This window comes from Streptomyces bugieae, from assembly GCF_036352915.1.
Classification (GTDB): Bacteria; Actinomycetota; Actinomycetes; order Streptomycetales; family Streptomycetaceae; genus Streptomyces; species Streptomyces endophytica.
Genome location: NZ_JAZBJP010000001.1, coordinates 407105 through 425912, shown reverse-complemented (window position 1 = coordinate 425912; position 18808 = coordinate 407105). Strand labels below are relative to the sequence as shown.

Annotated in this window: 12 protein-coding genes; 3 read left to right on the top strand and 9 right to left on the bottom strand. The window is 74.4% G+C overall.

The window, feature by feature from the left end; translation table 11 throughout:
* The first annotated feature begins 73 nt into the window (after positions 1-73).
* Positions 74-481: a hypothetical protein gene (locus V2J85_RS02060; protein ID WP_330820459.1), complete on the top strand. Its 408-nt coding sequence runs from the start codon at positions 74-76 to the stop codon at positions 479-481.
* A complete protein-coding gene (locus tag V2J85_RS02055; RefSeq protein WP_330820458.1) occupies positions 478-1017 on the top strand; it encodes a hypothetical protein in 540 nt (179 codons plus the stop codon). The genes V2J85_RS02060 and V2J85_RS02055 overlap by 4 nt, the downstream gene beginning before the upstream one ends.
* Here the strand turns inward: V2J85_RS02055 and V2J85_RS02050 are convergent.
* The 9 genes from V2J85_RS02050 to V2J85_RS02010 form a co-directional block, all read right to left on the bottom strand.
* Positions 968-2653: an amino acid adenylation domain-containing protein gene (locus tag V2J85_RS02050; RefSeq protein ID WP_330820457.1), complete on the bottom strand. Its 1686-nt coding sequence runs from the start codon at positions 2651-2653 to the stop codon at positions 968-970. The genes V2J85_RS02055 and V2J85_RS02050 overlap by 50 nt on opposite strands.
* A gap of 67 nt (positions 2654-2720) precedes the next feature.
* Positions 2721-3407 carry a thioesterase II family protein gene (locus V2J85_RS02045; RefSeq protein ID WP_261953412.1) on the bottom strand — a complete coding sequence of 229 codons (687 nt, stop codon included), beginning with the start codon at positions 3405-3407 and terminating at the stop codon, positions 2721-2723.
* A complete protein-coding gene (locus tag V2J85_RS02040; RefSeq protein WP_330820456.1) occupies positions 3404-4699 on the bottom strand; it encodes a condensation domain-containing protein in 1296 nt (431 codons plus the stop codon). Before V2J85_RS02040 ends, V2J85_RS02045 begins: the two co-directional genes overlap by 4 nt.
* Positions 4692-5996: an MFS transporter gene (locus V2J85_RS02035; RefSeq protein WP_261953414.1), complete on the bottom strand. Its 1305-nt coding sequence runs from the start codon at positions 5994-5996 to the stop codon at positions 4692-4694. Before V2J85_RS02035 ends, V2J85_RS02040 begins: the two co-directional genes overlap by 8 nt.
* Positions 5993-7768, bottom strand: coding sequence for a condensation domain-containing protein (locus tag V2J85_RS02030; protein WP_330820455.1), 1776 nt, complete (start codon positions 7766-7768; stop codon positions 5993-5995). Before V2J85_RS02030 ends, V2J85_RS02035 begins: the two co-directional genes overlap by 4 nt.
* Positions 7765-8895, bottom strand: coding sequence for a MupA/Atu3671 family FMN-dependent luciferase-like monooxygenase (locus tag V2J85_RS02025; RefSeq protein WP_330820454.1), 1131 nt, complete (start codon positions 8893-8895; stop codon positions 7765-7767). The genes V2J85_RS02030 and V2J85_RS02025 overlap by 4 nt, the downstream gene beginning before the upstream one ends.
* Complete coding sequence (locus tag V2J85_RS02020; RefSeq protein ID WP_330820453.1) at positions 8892-11900, bottom strand: type I polyketide synthase; 3009 nt, start codon at positions 11898-11900, stop codon at positions 8892-8894. Before V2J85_RS02020 ends, V2J85_RS02025 begins: the two co-directional genes overlap by 4 nt.
* Before the next feature lie 70 nt (positions 11901-11970).
* On the bottom strand, positions 11971-15042 hold the full coding sequence (locus V2J85_RS02015) for a non-ribosomal peptide synthetase (protein WP_330820452.1): 3072 nt from the start codon (positions 15040-15042) through the stop codon (positions 11971-11973).
* Between the two features lies 1 nt (position 15043).
* Entirely contained in the window at positions 15044-15307 is a 264-nt protein-coding gene (locus V2J85_RS02010) for a hypothetical protein (protein WP_330820451.1), read from the bottom strand.
* A gap of 324 nt (positions 15308-15631) precedes the next feature.
* On the opposite strand from V2J85_RS02010, the gene V2J85_RS02005 reads away from it, so the two are divergent.
* A complete protein-coding gene (locus V2J85_RS02005; RefSeq protein ID WP_330820450.1) occupies positions 15632-18781 on the top strand; it encodes a non-ribosomal peptide synthetase in 3150 nt (1049 codons plus the stop codon).
* The last annotated feature ends 27 nt before the right edge of the window (positions 18782-18808 follow it).

Here is an 18808-nt window from a genome sequence, read left to right as displayed (position 1 = left end):
GCCGACGATGACGTACCTTTTCCGCGAGCCGACCCGGGTCCTCGGCCGCGAAGCAGACGAAGGGAAACGCGCCGTGTGGAATCCGACGGAGCTGTGGCTGGAGGGTGCGGTCATGGCGGTCCTGCACGCGGCCGGGCCGGAACAGGGCTATTGGGTGGAGGACACCGGACTGCTGCATGACGACGGCAGCGCCCTCGTGCGCGCCCCCTACGGCGAGTCCGGCGGGCGGCTCTTCGAGGACTGCACCGACCCGGCCGACCTGCGGGAGGCGTACCGCCTCGCCGACGCGGCGTTCGACGCGGCCCGGGCCGGCACGCTGGACGCCGAGGTCCTGCTGCCCGTCCTGCGCCGCGCCGACCCGGAGCCCGGCCGCCGCTTCGACATCGAGGCGGCCCTCGCGGTGGCCGCGCGGGCGGGCCTCACCCCCGGCACGTCCAGGCCCGCCCTGCCCGGCGCGAGCCGGCCGGAGGAGGCGGGATGACTCCCCATTCCCTGGCGTTCTATCTGGACGTCGTGACGTCGGGAACGGTGCTCGGCGCGAAGCCGACCGATCAACCGGACCGGGTGACCGGCCTGCTGGGAACGGATTTCGCGGAGAACCGGTCCGGCCGTCACCACATGTGGCGGGACTACGGACTCGCGGAGTTCTTCTGGCAGCGGGAGTCCGCCGACGGCCCGTGGACCGGGCACCACTTCACCCTGCAGGTCCACCGGCTCGCGTACGGCGGAAAGGTCGTCAACGACGAGCTCCGGTCCAGGTACGGGCGGTTCGCCCGCAGGCTGCGGTTCGGGAAACTGCAGCGGCTGCTGGAGAAGCGCGGAACGGTGCTGAGGGAGATCCCGTCCGGTCAGGACCCCTGCTACCGCCTGTTCTGGAACCCCGGTTCATGGACGTGCGTCACCGTGATCGGCGCCAAGGAGGAGTACCGGACACCGGACGACCTGCAGGTCGGGGACGTCTGCGGCATCACTGCGCCGATGACTCCCGAAGAGGTGGCGTGGCGGGCCGCGCGGTAGTGCCGGCGGCCTCGCGGTCATAGGCCGCGACCGCGGCGCGGTCCACCTTGCCGTTGGTGTTGAGCGGGAGTTCGGCGAGGTGGGTGAAGGAGCCCGGGATCATGTAGACGGGCACCAGGCGGCGCAGGAAGGTGGTCAGCTCCGCGGCCGTGGTGGGCTCGCCCGAGTAGTAGGCGACCAGGACGGAGTCCTCACCGGTCTCGCGGACCAGGGCGACCGCGTCGCGTACGGCGGGGTGGCGGGCCAACGCCGCGTCCACATCGCCGAGTTCGATGCGCTGGCCCCGGACCTTGACCTGGTGGTCGAGGCGGCTCAGGAACACCAGGGCGCCGTCCTCGACCCGGACCCGGTCACCGGTGCGGTACCAGTGGTCCCGGGTCAGCGGCGCGGACCCGTCGTGGATCACCGCGCGTTCGCCCGGGCGCCATGCCAGGAACCGGCCGATGTCGTCGGCGGGGTCCAGATAGCCGTCGAAGCGCTGACTGCCGCGGAGGCACAGCTCACCGGTCTCCGCGGGCTCGCCCGCATCGTCGAGGACGACGTGCTCCAGGTGGTCCGGCACCCGGCCGATCGGCAGCGTCCCGTTGGAACCGGCCGGCCGCAGCGAGCTGCCGCTGCCCAGCTCGTGCGCGGTGGACACGATCGCGACCTCGGTCGGGCCGTACAGGTTCCACAGCCGCGCGCCCGGTGCGGCCGCCGCCCACTGCTCGGCCTGCTCGCTGAGCAGCCGTTCACCGCCGAACATCACCCCGGCCATCGTCGGCATCGAGTCCGGCACCAGCGCGTTCGTCCGCGCCGCGATGCTGCCGACGGACGGTACGCAGAACCAGCGGGTGATCCGCTTGGCGCTGACGAAGGCCGACGGCCGCACCACGTCGTTCGGCCGCGGGATCACCAGCGCCGCGCCGATCGACCAGGTCGTGAACAGTTCGAGCACGGCCACGTCGAAGGAGAGCTCGACGTTCTGCGAGAGGCGGTCCTCGGGGCCGAAGCCGTGCTCCTCGACCAGCCACCGAAGGGTCGGCAGGACGTTGGCGTGCCGGATCGGGACGCCCCGCGGCCGGCCGGTCGAGCCGGAGGTGTACAGGACGTAGGCGATGTCCTGGGCGGAGGTGGGTGCGGCGGGGGAGCGGGGCCCGTCCTCGGGGCCGGGGGTGCGCAGCCGGGTCAGCTCGGCGGGGGTGAGGGCGAGCACCGGCGGGAGGGGCGCACCGTCCTCCGCCGCCTGGGCGGCCAGGAGTTGGGCCGCCCGTGCGGAGTCCTCGTCGGTGACGATGACGTCCAGGTCCGTGGTGGCCGCGATGGCCAGGATGCGGGAGGCCGGGAAGGACGGGTTCAGCGGGACGACGGCGGCCCCCGCGCGCAGGGCCGCCAGATATCCGGCGTAGGCCGTCAGGCTCCGTGCGGCCAGCAGGCCGACCTTGGCCGGCCGCCCGGTGCCGCGCTCCGTGGCCGCTGCGGTCAGCCGCTGCGCCAAGCCGGCCGCCAGCCGGTCCAGTTCGGCGTAGGTGAGGACCTCGTCCCGGACCTCCAGCGCGATCCGCTCCGGATACCGCTCGACGCTCGCGGCGAACAGTCCGAAGAGGGTGGAGGCGGGCGGGTACGGCGTCGTGGGGGAGGGAGCGGCGGAGGTCATCGGCGGGTCCTGTTCGTCGGCCGGTGTGCCAAGGGGCAGGGCGGGGGCGGGAGGAGCGCGGCGGTGCTCACAGCAGCTCCTCGATCGTCCGCCACACCTCGTCCCAGTGGTCCGTCAGATACATGTGGCCACCGGGGAACTCCGCCGTCCGGAAGGCGGCCGAGGTGAACGCGGACCAGTCCAGCCACTCGTCGGTGGGTGCCAGATGGTCGGCGTCACCGCGGAGAGCGGTGAGCGGCAACGGCAGCGGGGTGAGCGTCGCGGGGGTGTAGTCGGCCAGCATGTCCACGTCGGCGCGCATCGCCGGGAGCAGCAGCGAGCGGGCCATGGGGTCGGCGAAGATCTCGATCTCGCGGCCCGCGATGGCGGCGGCCTGGGCGGCCGCCACCTCGTCGTCGGGATCGAGGCGCTCGGCCTGGCGGTGCCGCGGGCTGGTCGAACCGCTCACGACGAGGTGGACCGGGAGCGGGCCCCCGGTCGCGACCAGGTGCTGGACGGCCTCGTAGGCCAGGATCGCGCCGAAGCTGTGCCCGAAGACGACGAACGGCTCCTTGCCGGCCGCCGCCCGGAAGCGCTCGGCGGTGCCGGCCGCGGCCTCGGCCATCGTCCGGTAGAACGGCCGGTTGAACTCCTCCTCGCGGCCCGGTACCTGCACGGGCACCGCGCGCAGCACCTCGGACTCCCGGCGCCGCCAGGGACGGTAGACGCCGGCTCCCGCTCCGGCGTAGGGCAGGCACATCAGCGTGGTCGTCATGCGGGACCTTCCGGGACGAGGGGGAGCGGTGGGGCGGATTCGGCGGCCAGCAGGCCGAGTTGGGTACGGAAAGCGTCCGCCAGGTCGGGGAGGCGGGGTGCCCAGGCACCGGTCGTCGGCGCCTGGACCACGCACTTCAGGGTCCCGTCGGGCAGCTCGCACACCTGGAGTTGCACCTCGGCGACCGCACCCACGGGCGGTACGGGGACGGTGTGCATCCGCACCGGACCCGCCGGGTGCTCGACCCGGCGCCAGCTCTCGAAGGCGAACACCGCCTGGAACACCGGCATCCGGCGGCCCGCGACGGTGCGGGCGGCCCGCACGATCTCGTCGCAGGGCAGCGCGGAGCCCAGGATGGTCTCCCGGACCGAGGCCCAGACCCGTTCGACCGCTCCGGGCGCGGACAGCTCCGGCATCCGGACCGGCACGGTGTTGATCAGACAGCCGAGTTCGTCCGCCTGCCCGGCGGAGCGGGCGACCACCGGAGTGCCCACGCAGAAGTCCGCACCCCCGGTGATCCCGGCCAGCGCCCTGCCGTACGCGGCCAGCAGCACCACGAACGGGGAGCAGGCGCAGCGCCGGGCCTCGGCGCACACCGCCTGCCAGACGGCGGGCGGGCAGGCGGTCCGCCGCTCGGCCAGGCCGGCCCGGGCCAGGGCGCGTTGGCCCGGTGCCGGCCCGTCGTCCGGCACCGGCAGGTCGGCCGCGCCCGCCAGCACGCTCCGCCAGTGCGCGGCGAGTTCGGTGCGCTGTGCGGCAGCGGGTTCCACCGGCGCCGGCCGCTCCCGCACCGGAAGGTCGGGCGCCCGGCCCTCGGCGGCCAGGCCGTACGCGCGGGCCAGGTCGGTGGCGAACACCTCCTGGGAGAGGCCGTCGAAGGCGATGTGATGGACGGCGAGGAAGACCGTGGTGCCGTCGTCGTCCGGGGCGACCGCGGCGCGGTGGACCCGGCCCGCGGCGATGTCGAAGGTGTCCGCACCGAGCAGCGCGGCGGCCGCGTCCGCGAAGGCGGTGCCGGCGGGGAGGCGCAGCGGCGGCTCGGCGACCGGCTCCGCGAGGACGGTACGCACCACCTGTCCCCCTTCGATGACGAAGGCGGTGCGCAGCGCCTCGTGGCGGCGGGCCACGGCGGCCAGCGCCGCGTCGAGCGCGGACGGATCCACCGGGCCGTCGGCGCGGACCTCGGCGAGCACCCAGTTGGCCGGGCTCGCCGGGGCGATCTGCTCACCGAGCCAGAACTGCCGCTCCAGCGCGGAGGCGGGCTGCACCCGCGGCGCCGTGCGCTCAGTCACGGGCCAGCTCCTTGTCGGTGCCCGGCGCGCCGCCGCCGTCGGCGGTCCCGGGCGGCGGGGTCAGGTTGTCCATCTCCCGCAGCGCACGGTTCCGCAGCGAGACCAGGACCAGCACGACGTAGGTCGCACCGAAGGCCAGCAGGGTCCAGCGCAGGCCGATGCCGTGGATCGCCCAGCCGGCCACCAGGATGCCGACCGGCGCGGCGCTCATCGCGACGGCCGAGGTCAGCGCGAAGACCCGCCCGAACAGGGCCTGCGGCACCTTGTTGAGCATCACCGTGGACAGCACCGGGTTGAGCGGACCGGCGGCCAGCCCCAGCAGGAACGAGATGGCGATGGACAGCACCGCGTTCGGCTGCCCGCCCAGGGCCAGTCGCAGCCCCCCGATGACCAGGAAGCAGCCCAGCAGCGTCCAACGGCGGCTGGTCAGCAGCCGCTTGCTGGCGGGACCGTAGAGGAACGTGCCGGCCACCGCGCCGCAGCCGGAGGCGGCCACCAGCCAGCCGAGGTACTGCCCGCCGCCCAGCACCTGGTCCGAGTAGACCGGCAGGATGACCGGCGTGAAGGCGTCGTCGAGGAAATTGGTGACGAAGACGAACGAGGTCATCGCGCCGATCACCGGGAGCTGCTTGACCAGCCGGAGGCCCTCGGTGAGCTGCCGGACGAAGCCCTGGCGCTCGGCGGCCGGCGCGACCGGCCCGCCCGGCACGGCGACCCCGACCAGCAGCGCGGAGAGCAGGAAGGTCGCGGAGTCCACGTACATGCCCACCACCGGACCGGACACGGCCGCGAGCAGACCACCGAGCGGCGCCCCGACCAGCAGACCGAGCCGCGGGGCGCCCTGCATCCAGGAGTTGGCGCTCTCCAGCCGCACCCCGGCGCGGTCGGAGAGTCCCTTGAGCAGGCTCTGCCGGGCGGCACCGGTCGGTGTCGAGCCCAGACTGCGCACGAACAGCAGACCCATCAGCACCGGCAGGGCGAGCCCCACGGTGTCGTTGAGCAGTGGGATCAGCCCGATGACGGTGCCCGCGAGCAGGTCGCAGACCACGCTCATCCGCTTGCCGCCGATGCGGTCGATCCAGACCCCGCCGACCGCGCCCGCGAAGATCAGCGGCAGCGTGTTGGCGAAACCCGCCAGGCCGGTCGAGACGGAACTGCCGGTGACGCCGAGCACGTACAGCGGGATGGTCACCACCGTCACCGCGTTGCCGAACGACGACAGGTAATGCGCCAGCAGCAGGACCACCAGCGGCCGGCGTTCCCGCACCGTGGCGTCGGGCCCGGGGGGCGAGGTCATCGAATCTCCTGTTCCGTACGGCGGGTGCCGGCGAAGAGCTGCTCCAGGTACTCCTCCGAGACCCCGGCCCGCCCCGGGACGTCGGCGTCCGCGATCGCGGCCCGCGCCAGTGGGTTGCCGCGTGGCAGCAGCAGCTCGGTGAGGGCGGAGAGGGTGGTGTGCTCGGTGATGTCCCGGGGCCCGGCGGTGAAGCCCCGTGCCGTCAGCAGCCGGGCGAGCCGCATGGCCAGCAGCGGTGTGCCGCCCCGGTCGGCGAACGCGTCCCGCGGGTCCGCGGAGGGCACGTCCAGCGCCTCGCACCAGGCCGCGGCCACCAGTTCGGCGGCGCGCCCGGCCGGGCTGGGGAGCGGGGTGTCGGGCGCGGTGGCGAAGACCTCGACCAGTTGCAGCAGCCGCCGCGCGAGCCGGTCGATGGTCTCCGGCTCGAAGAGCGCGGTCCGGTACTCGAAGCGCCCGTAGACCAGGTCGCCCAGATGCCACCAGGCGACCGTCGCGTCCATCGAGGAGATCCCCTCGGGCACCGCGTTGGCGTAGACGGTGGCGCCGGGGACCGAGTAGGACACCGTCTCGGCGAGGTCGAGATGGACGAGCATGGTGCGCAGCAGCGGATAGCTGTGCACCGACCGCTCGGGGGCGACCGCCCGGACGATCTCGCCGAACGGCGTCTCGTGGTGCGCGGCGACCTCGGCACCGGCGGCCTGGGTGGCGGCCATGAAGTCGTGCGGGGTCGGATTCTCCGGCAGCCGGATCCGCAGCGGCACGTTGGTCAGCAGGAAGCCCACCAGGTCCTGGACGGCCGGCTCGCCGCGGGTCACGCTGGGCACCCCGAGGAGGACGTCCCGCTCGCCGCTCTCCTCGTACAGCAGCGCCGCGTAGACGGCGGCCATCGCGTTGGCGACCGTGCTGCGGGCCTGCTTGGCGCGGGCGATGAAGGCGGCGGCGGTCCCCTTGTCCAGGACGAAGTTGTACTGCCGCCCGGCGCGGTCCTCGGTCTCGGGGGAGTGGTCGTACGGCAGCAGCGGCCGGTCCGGGAGGTCCGCCAGGTAGCTGCGCCAGAACGCCCGGTGACGCTCGCCGTGCTCGCTGTCGAAGTACTCCCGCTGCCACTGGGCGTAGTCGCCGAACTGCACCGGCAGGTCGGGCAGTTGGGGCTCACCGCCCTCCCGGACCGCCCGGTAGGCCTCCAGCAGCTCGCTGTTGAGCCGTACGTAGGACCACTGGTCGGTGAAGGAGTGCGGCATGGTCTGCACGATCTGGTGGTCACCGCCACCGAGGTCGGCCACCCCGATCCGCAGCACCGGGTCACGGGCCAGGTCGAACGGGCGCCGGACGTGCTGCCGGATGAACTCCGCCCGGCGCCGCTCCCGTTCGCCGTCCGGCCCGGCCGACAGGTCGGTGAAGGTGAGGTCGGCGCCCCGGTCCGGGTGCAGCCGCAGCACCGGCCGGGTGCCGTCCGTCTCGATGGCCGAGCGCAGCAGCTCGTGCCGGCCCACCACGACGGCCACCGCCTCGGAGAAGGCCGACCGGTCGAACTCCCCGAGGAAGCGCAGCCCGAACCCCAGGGTGTAGGTGGTGGTGCCGGGATAGAGCTGGTCGAGGATCCACAGCCGTTCCTGGTCCATGCCCACCGGGAAGGTGTCCCGCGGCCCGGGCCGGGGCCGGAGCGGGCGCTTGCCGGAGCGCTGCTGCGACAGCTTGGCCAGGAGGGCGGCCCGCTGCTCGGGGGCCAGTGCGGCGAGCCGGGCCGCGAGCGCCGACTCCGCGCCGCTCATCGGGCACGCTCCGCGGGGAGGCAGTCGAACAGGGCGGGCAGCGCGGCCAGTACGTCCTCGGTGGGCAGCCCGAAGTCCACCAGGAAGCCGACCTCGTCGGCGCCCGCCGTACCCAGCAGACCGAGCACCTCCGCGGCCTTGCCGGGCGAGCCGAGCAGCGAGGGGCCCTGCAGGAAGTTGAGGTACGCGCTCTCCAGCAGCACCGCCTCGTCCTCGCCCGGCGCGGTCGTCTGACTGCGGTAGGCGCGCAGATAGCCGTGCATCGCGGAGCGCAGGTAGTCCTCCAGATCGGGCCGGTCGCTGACGTAGGCGTGCACCATCACCACCACGTCACCCTCTCCCGGGTGCCCGGCCTCCCGCCAGGCCGCGCGGTAGCGGGCGATGTTCTCCCGCAGCACCGGCAGCGTCTGGCCGAGCAGTGCGGTCATCACGCCGCAGCCGGCCCGCCCGGCGGCTTCGAAGGTCTCGCCGTTGCCGGCCGAGGTCAGCCAGACCGGGAGCTCCGGCTGCACCGGGCGGGGACCGGTGCGGACCTCGGCCGTGCCGCCCGCCGTGGTGGGGTGGGCGAGCGTCTCGCCCCGCCAGTGCGCCCGCACCTGCTCGATGATCCGCACGGTGTCCGCGCGCCGCCCGGCGTAGTCCGTACGGGCCAGCACGAAGTCGTCGGGGTGCCAGCCGCTGGCGAACGAGATGCCGGCCCGGCCGTCCGACAGGTTGTCGACCACCGCCCAGTCCTCCGCGATCCGGGCCGGGTGGTGCAGCGGGGCGGCCACGCTGCCGGCCCGGATCCGCAGCCGTTCGGTGCGCACGGCGACCGCGGCCGCCAGCACCGACGGGTTCGGCGAGTGCCCGCCGAAGTCCACGAAGTGCCGTTCCGGCAGCCAGACGGCGTGCAGCCCCGCCGCGTCCGCCCGCTCCGCCGCCTCCAGGACGAAGCGGTAGTACTCGCGGGCCGAGACCGTGTCCGCGCTGGCGAAGAAGTACAGGCTCTGCCGGGCGGGCGCGCCGCCGGCCGACCCGTCCGCGGGCGGGGTGCCGGTACGGGCGGCCCGGCGCCGCATCTGCTGGCCGAGGACGCGGCGCTGTTCCGGCGTCAGGGCCGCCAGCCGCTCGGAGAGGTCGCTCACTGGACACCTTCGATCTCGTCGAGCAGCCGCAGGAGTTCGGCGTCGTCCCGGCCGGCGGCGAGCTCCTCGGCGCGGCGGATGAAGGCGCCGAGGTCGGAGTGCTCGTAGAGGTCACCGAGCGCCACGCCGAGCAGCAGCGTGTCGTTGACCACCGTGAGCAGCTGTGCGGCCTGCAGCGACGTGCCGCCGAGGGTGAAGAAGTTGTCCGACGGGCCGAGCGGTTCGCCGCCGAACGCCTCCTGCCAGATGGCGGTGATGGTGGTGGCGAGGTCGCTGCCGGTCTCTTCCTCTCCGGTCTCTCCGGTGTGCTCCGCCGGGGCCGACGGTTCCCGCGGCGGTGCCGGCTCGCGGAGGACAGCGGCGGCGGTGGCGGGCCGTTCGTGGGGCAGCGCCCCCGGTGTCGCCTCGATCCAGTGCCGGGTGTGCGCGAACGGGTAACGCGGCAGCGGAGCGGGGGAGGTGACGTGGGGCACGTCGAAGTCCACCGGGCAGCCGGCCGCCCAGAGCCGCGCCAGCGCGTCCTCGTGGGCCTGCGCCTCGTCGTCACCGGAGTGCCCGAGCAGCTCGATGATGCCCGGCGGGTGCGCCATGCCCAGCAGGCGGGCGGTCTGCCGTACGGGGTTGGTCAGCGCCCGGCCGCCGTGGATGCCGACGACCGCGGCGGGGCGGCCCGCCAGCAGCGTCCGGACACCGTCGGCCAGCCGCACGGTTCCGCGCAACTGCGCCGCCCAGTAGGTCGGGTCGGTGGCCTGCTCGGCGGTCAGCTCCGCGCCGGTGAGGTTGGAGAGGACGGTCAGCCGGGGGGCCGACAGCGGCACGGTGGCGAGGAACTCCGCGAACCGGGCGGCGGCCTCCTCCATCGCGCGGGAGTGGAAGGCGTGCGCGGTCTCCAGCCGTCGCGCGGTGAGCCCGCGCCCGGTGCAGCGCCGCTCCAGCTCGGCGACCGTGTCCGGGTCGCCGCCGAGCACCGTCGTCTCCGGGCCGTTGACGCCGCAGACGTCGGCAGGGAGCCCGGCGGCGAGGTCGCGGGCGGCCTCCTCGTCCAGCGGGACGGCGAGCATCGCCCCGGCCGGGGCCCGGCCCATCAGCTCTCCGCGCCGCACGACGGCCGCCGCCGCGTCCTCGACGCCGAACACCCCGGCGTACGCGGCCGCGGTCAACTCGCCGACGCTGTGGCCGAGCAGCGTGCCCGGCCGGACGCCCCGGCGCTCCAGCCGCCACAGGTGCGCCAGACCGACCACGAAGAGCAGCGGCTGCACCACCGCGGTGTCCAGCAGCCGCGGGTCGTCGCCCGCCCAGGTCTCGAAGCCGCGCAGATCGGGGCCGCCGGCCCGCAGCACGGCGGCGTACAACCGGTCGAGGTCCGCGCCGAAGCGGGGGTCGTCGGCGGCCGACGCAGCGGTGCCGGCCAGGCGGATGCCCTGTCCGGGCAGCAGCACGGCCACCGGGGCGTCCGCCACGGCCGGTGGCGTGTCGGCCCGTTTCGCGGTCTCCAGCAGCCACTGCCGCAGCCGTTCGCGGGCGGCGGCCGGGTCGGTGGGCAGGGCGACGGCGGCGCGGTGGGCGAGCTGGCGCCGGCCGTGCCACAGGGTGCCGAGCACACCGGGGAGGCCGGCCCGTGCGCCGGGGCCGTCGAGCCAGTCGGTCAGATCCCTGGCCTTGTCGCGCAGGGCCTGCGGGGTCGCGGCCGACAGCACGGCGACCGGAGGCCGGACGCCCTGGGCGGGGGCGGGTTCCGGGAGGGGGTCGGCCGGGGCGAGGATGACGTGCGCGTTGGTGCCGCCGAAGCCGAAGGAGCTGACCGCGGCCCGGCGCGGGACCTCGGCGCTCCAGGTCGCGGCCGCGCGCGGCAGGAAGAACCGGGCCGCGCCGAGGTCCGCGTCCGGGCCGTCGCCCGGCTGGGAGGCGACCGGCAGGAGCATGTCGTGCTGGAGTGCCAGCACGGTCTTGATCAGGCCGAGGACCCCTGCCGCGCTGTCGGTGTGGCCGATGTTCGGCTTCACCGTGCCGATGGCGCAGCGGGGGGCGGCGGTGCCGGTGCCGTAGACCTCGGCCAGCGCAGCCAGTTCGACCTGGTCGCCGAGGACGGTTCCGGTGCCGTGCGCCTCGATGTAGCCGATGTCCGCGGGGGAGAGCCCGGAGACCTCCAGGGCCTCGCGGAGCACCTCGGCCTGGCCGCGCGGACTGGGCGCGGTCATGCCCATCCGGTCGGCGCCGTCGTTGTTGACCGCGCTGCCGATGATGTGCGCACGGGCCCGGCCGGGGCCGTCGGCGAGATCGGCCGACCGGCGCAGCACCACGATCCCCGCGCCGCTCGACGGGACCGTGCCCCGGCTGCCGACGGTGAAGCTGCGGCAGCGGCCGTCGGGCGCGTAGATGCCGCCCTCGGGCCCGTCGTGCTCGGGCCGTTCGACCGGGAAGACGGTGATCCCGCCCGCGATCGCCACGTCGCATTCGTAGGTGAGCAGGCTGCGCACCGCCTGATGGACGGCGACCAGGGAGGTGGAGCAGGCCGTCTGCACGGTCATGCTCGGGCCGGTGAGGCCGAGCCGGTAGGAGAGCGCGGTGGCGAGGAAGTCACGGGAGTTGCCGAGCATGATCTGCTCGGTGCCGTGGGCGCGCACGGTCCGCTCGTCCGGCAGGACGTTGCGGTGCAGGTAGATGTCGGGGCCGCCACCGAGGTAGACGCCGACCCGGTTGCCGGCGCGCTGGGTGTCGAGGCAGGCGTCCTCCAGGGCCTCCCAGACCAGTTCGGCGATCACCCGGTGCTGGGGGTCGGTCAGCGCCGCGTGGGCGGGGGCCATGCCGAACAGCTCGGCGTCGAACTCGGCGAACCGGTCGATCTGCCCGCTGAGCAGTCTGCCGTTCCGGGTCTGTTCCCCCTTGGCCGCCGGCAGCGCGACCTCGCCCTGGGCGAGTCGGGAGAGGAAGGTCTCCGGGTCCGATGCGCCGGGGGCCCGCAGGGACAGCCCCACCACGGCCACGGCATTGTCCAGCTCCGTCATGCCGGTTCTCCTTCCATTGCGTACGAGCTGCTCGGTTGCGGTGTGCCCGGCGGGGCCGGCAGCGGGGGCCTCATGCGTCCGTCCGCGGGGTGAGGGCGGCCGCCAGCCGGCGGGGGGTGGAGTTGCGGAAGATGTCCCGCAACCGGATCGCGGGGTAGTTCTCCTCGCGCAGGGCGGTGGCCAGCAGCACCGCTTGCACGGACGTGCCGCCGAGGTCGAAGAAGTTGTCGTCGGGGGCGACGGGCACCTCAAGGACCCGCTGCCAGATGGCGGCCATGGCGGCCTCGGGACCCGAGGGTTCGGCGGGCCCGGGCGCCGCGGGAGGCTCCGCGGGCCGCGGGTCGGGGAGCCGTGCGGTGTCGAGCTTCCCGTTGGCGGTCAGGGGCAGTTCGGGCACCGCGGTCAGGGTGGCGGGCAGCAGGTAGCCGGGCAGCCGCTCGGCGAGCCGCTGCCGGATGTCCGCCAGCGCCCCGGGCGCGTCGGTGTCGGTGACCACATAGGCGTCGATCCGCGCGGTCGCCGGCCCGTCCGGGGCCCGGACCAGGGAGGCGGCCGCCCGGACCCGGTCGTCCTCCAGGAGGGCGTGCCGGATCTCGCCGAGTTCGATGCGGTGGCCGCGGATCTTGACCTGGTCGTCGCGCCGGCCGAGGTACTCGATCTGCCCGTCCGGCAGGAACCGGCCGAGGTCGCCGCTGCGGTACAGGCGGGCGCCGGGCGTTCCCGTCAGATGGTCCTCGGTGAAGCGTTCGGCGTTCAGTTCCGGGCGGTCGAGGTAGCCCTGGGTGACCCCGGCGCCGCCCACCCAGATCTCACCGGGCACACCGGGAGCCGCCGGGCGCCCCCGCTCGTCGAGGACGTACAGGTCCCAGCCGGGTATCGGCCGTCCGATCGAGCGGCTGCCGCCCAGCGCCTCGGCGCGGTCGACGGGGTGCCAGGTGCAGAAGACCGTGGTCTCGGTGATCCCGTACATGTTGACGGGCCGGCAGACGTCCTCGGGGTAGCGCGCGAACCACGGCACCAGGACGCCCCGGTCGAGCGCCTCGCCGCCGAAGATGACCAGGCGCACCGCCAGCCCGCCGTCGCGGAACGCCGCGGCGTTCACCAACTGGGCGAACGCCGAAGGGGTTTGGTTGAGCACCGTCACGCCCTCGGCGCGCAGCAGCTCGTGGAACGCCTCCGCGTCGCGGGAGACGTCGTAGGGGACGACGACCAGCCGGCCGCCGGTGAGCAGACACCCCCAGATCTCCCAGACGGAGAAGTCGAAGGCGAGCGAGTGGAAGTACGACCAGACGTCGTCGGGGCCCGGTGCGTACTCCCCGCGGGTCGCTTCGAGCAGGGCGGCCACGTTGCGGTGGCTGACCCGGACCCCCTTCGGACGGCCGGTCGAGCCGGAGGTGTGGATGAGGTACGCGGTGCTCTCCGGGTCCACGTCCGGCAGGGCCGGATCCGGGTCCTCGGGTGCGGCGTCCGGCGCGACCCGGTGCAGGCCGGGGACGTCCGCGAGCAGTTCGCCCTCGGTGACGACGGTCCGCAGCCCGGTGTCCTCGATGACGAAGGCGAGCCGCTGCGGCGGGTAGTCGGGGTCGAGGGGGACGTAGGCGGCGCCCGCCCGGAGCACCGCGAGCACGGCGGCGACCTGCCCGATGCCCCGGTCCAGGCAGACCCCGACCCGGTCGCCGGGGCGGACTCCCGATTCCACCAGTGCGAGCGCCAACTGCCGTGACTGCTCGTCGAGTTCGCGGTAACTGGCCCGTTCTCCCCGGCAGACCACGGCGGTGCGCTCGGCCGCCTCGTGCGCCTGGCGCGCGAACAGTTCGGTCAGTGCCACCGGGGGATCCGTGAGCCGCGCGCCCCGTCCGGTGGTGAGCAGGGCGGTGAGCTCGTCGGCCGGGAGGGTGTCCACCTCGTCCAGGCGTCCATCGGGCCGTTCGGTGAAGTGCGTGAGCACGGCCGTCAGTTGGCGGAAGAAGAGTGCGGCGGCCGCGTCGGTGACCAGCGCCCGCTGGTGGCGCAGCAGCATCCGGATCCCGTCCGTGCGCCCGTGCTCCTGGTACAGGCCGACGGTCAGCGGGAAGTGCGCGGTGCCCAGTCCCTGGTCCTCGTGCGGGACGGCGTGCCGGTCGCCCTCGCGCAGTGTGGGCAGGGTGTCGATGGCCGACACCACCAGTTGGGGCGCGGTGAGGCCGGTTCCCGGCAGTACGGAGGACAGCGGCAGGTCGGCGTCGCGGTACGCCTGGAGGCCGCGCTGGTGCACCTCCCGCAGGAAGTCCGCCACCGTGGCCTGCCCGTCGAGGTGGACCGGGACGGGAGCGGTGTTGTTGAAGTACCCGACGGTGTCGGCGTGCGCCGGTGAACGCCGCGAGACGGTGGTGCCGATGACCGGGCGCGCGGCCCCGGAGTTGCGGCCGAGGACGAGGGCGGCCGCGGCGAGGACGGCCGAGTAGGGGGTGACCCCCAGTTCGGTGCCGAGGTCGCGGAGGCTCCGGTGCAGCGCGGCCGGGAGGAACGCTTCGGCGACGCCGCCGCCGCTGGCGTGTGCGTCGCCGGCGGCGCCCGCCCACTCCAGGGACAGGACGACATCGGCCGCGGCCAGCTCGGCCCGGATCTCGGCCGCGCGACCGGCGCGCCGGGGCAGCCGGCCGTGGGCCGCGGCCGCCCAGTCGGCGTAGGCGGTGGCAGGCTCGGCGGTCCGGTCCGTCAGGAGGCCGCGGGCGAGCAGTTCCATGGACCGGCCGTCGACCACGAGGTGGTGGGCGACGATGACGAGGTCGGCGGTGTCCGGCGCGTACCGGAGCAGCACGGCGCGGCACAGCGGGCCCTTGGCGAGGTCCAGGGGCAAGGTCAGCTCCTCGCGCACCCGCAGGCGGGCCGCTGCGCCGTCCGGCTCGTCCGTGACGCGCACGGATTGCAGCTGCGGCGGGTTCGGCGCGGTCTCCAGGAACCACGTCCCGTCGTCCTCCACCACGCGGGAGGCGAGCACCGGGTAGGTCTCGGCCAGGCGCGCGAAGCGCTCGGTGAGCAGCGCCTCGTCGGCCGGGCCGGTGATCCGGTACACGCTGTTGACGAGATAGGTCGAGGGGTCGTCGGCGGCCTGGTCGGCGGTGTAGAGGTCGACCTGATTCGGGGCCAGTTCCCAGCGCATGTCAGCTCCCCGCGCCGTCGGCGGCGAGCAGGCGGGCGATCGCACCGGCGCCGTCGGCCTCCAGGACGTCGAGGTACTCGACCTCCCGGCCGGTCAGCTCGTAGAGCCGGCTGCTCAGCAGGACCGCGCGGAAAGAGTCCCCGCCGTTCTCCAGGAATCCTTTACCGAGATCAGCACCAGACCCGAGTATTTCTCTCCAGAGATTCTCCGCCACTTCAGCCGAATTCTCGGAGGAGGGCAGGGAGGGGTCAGCATTGAATTCCATGGAACAGCCCCCGAATTCTATGAGTCCGAATTCCCCGCTTCTGCGCCACGTTGTGTCACGGGGCGTGTCACTGGGGGGTGGTCGACTCCATCCAGTTTTCACGGCCGCAGGGCTCAATTACCCGCCTCAACGGTTTGGTTGACGCTACAGCGCCATCGGGAAGTTGATCAATGTGAGGTAGATCACAATGCCGTCTCCGGCATTCTTGTTGAATTCCCGGGCGGTGTGTGCGGTGGCCCCGAGAATTCTTCTTGACAAGGTCAAACCGCCTTCATAGCCTGGCCCGACTAATTCCGGTGCGGATTTCAGTCGGGGGGCTGTTCGGTGACCAGCGATGACGATGCCGGGAATGCGGTCAGGCCCGCCGACTCGGCACAGACCCGGTTCTTCCTGCTCGACCAGCAGGGCGGCAGGGCGACCACTCTCCTCCAGCACATCCGGATCGACGGCCCGGTCGACGAGGAGCGGATGACCGCGGCCGCGAGGGCGGTCTGCCGGGCGCAGCCCGCGCTGCGGACGTCCCTGCACCCGACGGCGGAGGGACTCGTCCAGCGCACCCACCCCGTCTCCGAGGTCGACATCCGGACCGGACGGGCGGACGACGAGAGCGCCCTCGACGGATGGATCGCGGAGGCCCGCGCCCCGCTCCCGCACGGCGCGGGGCCGTTGTGCCGGATCCGGATCGTCGGTATGCCCGGGCGCACGCACTGCCTCGTGGGCGTCCACCACGCGGTGTTCGACGAGGACTCCGCGGCCGTCCTGCTGCGGCAGCTCGCCCGCGCGTACGCCGAGGGCCCCGAGGCGCTCACCGCCGCCGACCCCCACCGGCCCGCGCCGCAGCCCGCACGCCGCGCGGCCCTGCACGCCTTCTGGGCCGACCACTTGGCCGGCGCGCCCACGGACACCGCCCTGCCGCACCTCCCGACCGCACCGGGCGGCGGGACCGGGCACGGCGTGGTGTCCCTGCCGCTGGACGCCGCACTCACCGCCGCGCTGCGCGAGCGCGCCCGGGAGAGCGGGGCCACGCCCTTCGCGCAGGTGCTGGCCGCCGTCGCGGTGGTCGTCGGCTGGTACGGCGACACCGAGGACGTGGTGCTCGCCAGCGTCGCCACCACCCGCACCGCGGCGGACGCCGAGGTCATCGGCTGTCTGCAGAACACCCTGCCGGTACGCCTGCCGTTGCACGGCGCCGACACCGCCTCCGTGCTCGACCGGGCCACCGACGCGCTGTTCGACGCCCTCGACCACTGCGACCTGCCGATCGAGGACATCCTCACCGTGTCGGGAGCCACCCGCCGCCCCGGCCGGACACCGCTGACACAGATCATCTGCACCCAGGCCACCGCAGCGGCCCCACTGACCACCGGCGACCTGCGATGGCAGCTCGTACCGGCCGAGGACGCGCGCAGCGAGTACGGCCTGGCCGTGACGCTCCATCAGGATCCCGCCGGCGCACTCACGTTGACGGTCGGCTACGACCGCGCCGCCCTGCCCGCCGCGTCGGCGCGCCTTTTCGCCGAGCACCTGGCCGGCGCGCTCGCCGCGTTCGGCACCGCACCGGCGGCCCCGCTCACCGCGCTGCGGCTGTACACCCCCGGCCCACCGCCGCCCGCCACGCCGGCCGCCGAGGCCGGCCCGGCGGTGCCCGAGCTGATATCCGAGCACGCCCGGCACACACCCGGGGCCACCGCCCTGATCGCGGGCTCCGAGCGCGTGACCTACGCCGAACTGGACCGCCGGGTAAGGGATCTCGCCGCCGCGCTGATCGAGGCCGGCGTGCGGCCCGGCGACCGGGTCGGCGTGTGCCTGCCGAGGACGGCGGACCTGCTCGTCGCCCTGGTCGCCGCATGGCGGGCGGGCGCGGCCTACCTTCCGCTCGACCCCGGGTACCCGGCGGGCCGGCTCCGGATGATGGTCGAGGACGCCCGGCCGGCCGTGGTCGTCGGCGACGCGGCGGCCGCGCGGGTCCTGGCGTCCACCGGCGTCACCCTGGTCGGCCCGGACACGGTGGCCGGCCGCGCGCCCGAGCAGTGGCCGGTCCTCGCGCCGCAGGACCCCGCCTACGTCATCCACACCTCCGGCTCGACCGGCCGGCCCAAGGGCGTGATCGTCCGCCACGGCAACCTGGCCGCGCTGTTCTCGGCCTTCGCGCAGGTCCTCCCCGAGCCGCCCCAGGTGTCGGTCGCCGGCGCGAGCGTCTCCTTCGACATCAGCGTGCTGGAGCTGTTCTGGCCGCTCGCCACCGGCCGCACCGTGCTGCTGACCAGTCATCAGCAGGTGGCCGACGCCGAGGTGCCGCGCGGCGCGCTCTACCAGTGCACCCCCACCATGGCCCGGATCCTCGCCGACGACCCGGCCGGCCGGCGGCTGCTCGGCGGCCTCGCGGTCCTGTTCGTCGGCGGCGAACCGCTGGCCCGCGACCTGGCCGACCGGCTGACCGACCTGGTGCCGGGCCCGGTGTTCAACTGCTACGGCCCGACCGAGACCACCGTCTGGTCGACGGTGTGGCGGGTCGAGCCCCAGGTACCCGTGCACATCGGCCGCCCGCTGGCGGGGGAGGAGTGCCGGGTGGTCGACGCCCACGGCCGTCCGCTCCCGCCCGGAGTCCCGGGCCGGCTGCTGATCCTCGGGGCCGGCGTGGGATCGGGCTACTGGCAGCGGCCGGACCTGACCGCCGAGCGCTTCGCCGAGCACGACGGGCGCAGCGGCTACGACACCGGCGACCTGGCCGCCCTCGACCCCGAGCACGGGCTGCGCTTCCTCGGCCGGGCCGACACCCAGGTCAAGGTCCTCGGGCAGCGGATCGAACTCGCCGAGATCGAGACCGTGTTGCGCGCCCACCCCGCCGTCCAGGAGGCCGTCGCCACCGTCAGCGGCGACGGCACCGCGGTCACCGCCTGCCTGATCCCCACCGACCCGGCGAGCCCGGCCGGCGACGGGCGTCCGCGTCCGGCGCCCGCCGCACTCGCCGACGAGCTCCGCCGGCACGCAGCCGTCTCGCTCGTGCCCGCGATGGTCCCGGCCGCCTGGCTGCTCGTCGAGGCGCTGCCCCAGCTGCCCAACGGCAAACTGGACCGCGCCGCGGTGGCCGACTGGGCGCCCACGGCGGCCCCCGCACCGGTGATGGACGAGCCGTCGGCCGGCCCCCATTCCGGGCACGCCACCGAGGTGGTCCGGCGCGCCTGGGAACACGTACTCGGCGCCCCCGTCCGCGGCCTGGACACCCACTTCTTCGACCTCGGCGGCACCTCCGGACAGATCGTGCGCGTGCTCGCCCTGCTGCAGCGCCCGTACCCGAAGCTCACCACGGCCGACCTCTTCCGCTACACCACCGTCCGCGCCATCGCCCGCCATGTCGACGCGGCCGGCGACGACGGCGGGGAAGCACCGGAACGGTCCCGGCCCGTGGTGCGCGCTGCCGCCCGGACCCAGGCCCTGAACGGCTGGCGCCGGCGAACCGAACGATCCCGATAGCACACCGGTGACAGAAGGGCCGACGAT

Bases quoted from the DNA above. Each gene is read 5' to 3' on its own strand.
- V2J85_RS02020 (WP_330820453.1), bottom strand. From the start codon at position 11,900: ATGACGGAGCTGGACAATGCCGTGGCCGTGGTGGGGCTGTCCCTGCGG.
- V2J85_RS02015 (WP_330820452.1), bottom strand. From the start codon at position 15,042: ATGCGCTGGGAACTGGCCCCGAATCAGGTCGACCTCTACACCGCCGAC.
- V2J85_RS02055 (WP_330820458.1), top strand. From the start codon at position 478: ATGACTCCCCATTCCCTGGCGTTCTATCTGGACGTCGTGACGTCGGGA.
- V2J85_RS02030 (WP_330820455.1), bottom strand. From the start codon at position 7,768: ATGAGCGGCGCGGAGTCGGCGCTCGCGGCCCGGCTCGCCGCACTGGCC.
- V2J85_RS02010 (WP_330820451.1), bottom strand. From the start codon at position 15,307: ATGGAATTCAATGCTGACCCCTCCCTGCCCTCCTCCGAGAATTCGGCT.
- V2J85_RS02050 (WP_330820457.1), bottom strand. From the start codon at position 2,653: ATGACCTCCGCCGCTCCCTCCCCCACGACGCCGTACCCGCCCGCCTCC.
- V2J85_RS02045 (WP_261953412.1), bottom strand. From the start codon at position 3,407: ATGACGACCACGCTGATGTGCCTGCCCTACGCCGGAGCGGGAGCCGGC.
- V2J85_RS02035 (WP_261953414.1), bottom strand. From the start codon at position 5,996: ATGACCTCGCCCCCCGGGCCCGACGCCACGGTGCGGGAACGCCGGCCG.